The organism is Halorubrum sp. SD690R (assembly GCF_005435035.1).
Taxonomy (GTDB): Archaea; Halobacteriota; Halobacteria; order Halobacteriales; family Haloferacaceae; genus Halorubrum; species Halorubrum ezzemoulense.
Genome location: NZ_SGTV01000118.1, coordinates 1 through 437 on the forward strand (window position 1 = coordinate 1; position 437 = coordinate 437).

The 437-nt window shown below is 76.2% G+C and carries 1 protein-coding gene; it reads left to right on the plus strand.

Annotated features, from left to right (window positions below):
* Window positions 1-437 (plus strand): NAD(P)/FAD-dependent oxidoreductase (locus EXE41_RS18670; RefSeq protein WP_394348122.1); only part of this gene is annotated, 437 nt, incomplete at both ends.

Sequence of the window (437 nt, forward strand, 5' to 3'; positions counted from 1 at the left end):
CGACTACTGGGAGCGGCGGACGTACGGCCCCTCGGCGCACCTGCTGTACCTCGGCGTCGAGGGCGAGCTACCGGAGCTGGCGCACCACACGCTCGCGCTCCCGACGGACTGGGACCCGCACTTCGCGGCCATCTTCGACGACCCCGCGTGGCCGACCGGCGAGACGGAGCCGGTCGTGTACGTGAACGTCCCGTCGCGGACGGACCCCTCGGTCGCCCCCGACGGCCACGAGGCGGTCGTGACGCTCGTGCCGCTCGCGCCCGGGCTCGACGACACGCCGGACCGGCGGGCGGCGCTCAGGGAGCGCGTCCTCGACGCGGTGGACTCGCGGGCCGGCGTCGACCTCCGCGACCGGATCGTCGCCGAGGAGTCGGCGTGCGTCTCGGAGTTCGCGGCGCGGTTCGACCAGCCCGGCGGGAGCGCGCTCGGGCTCGCGC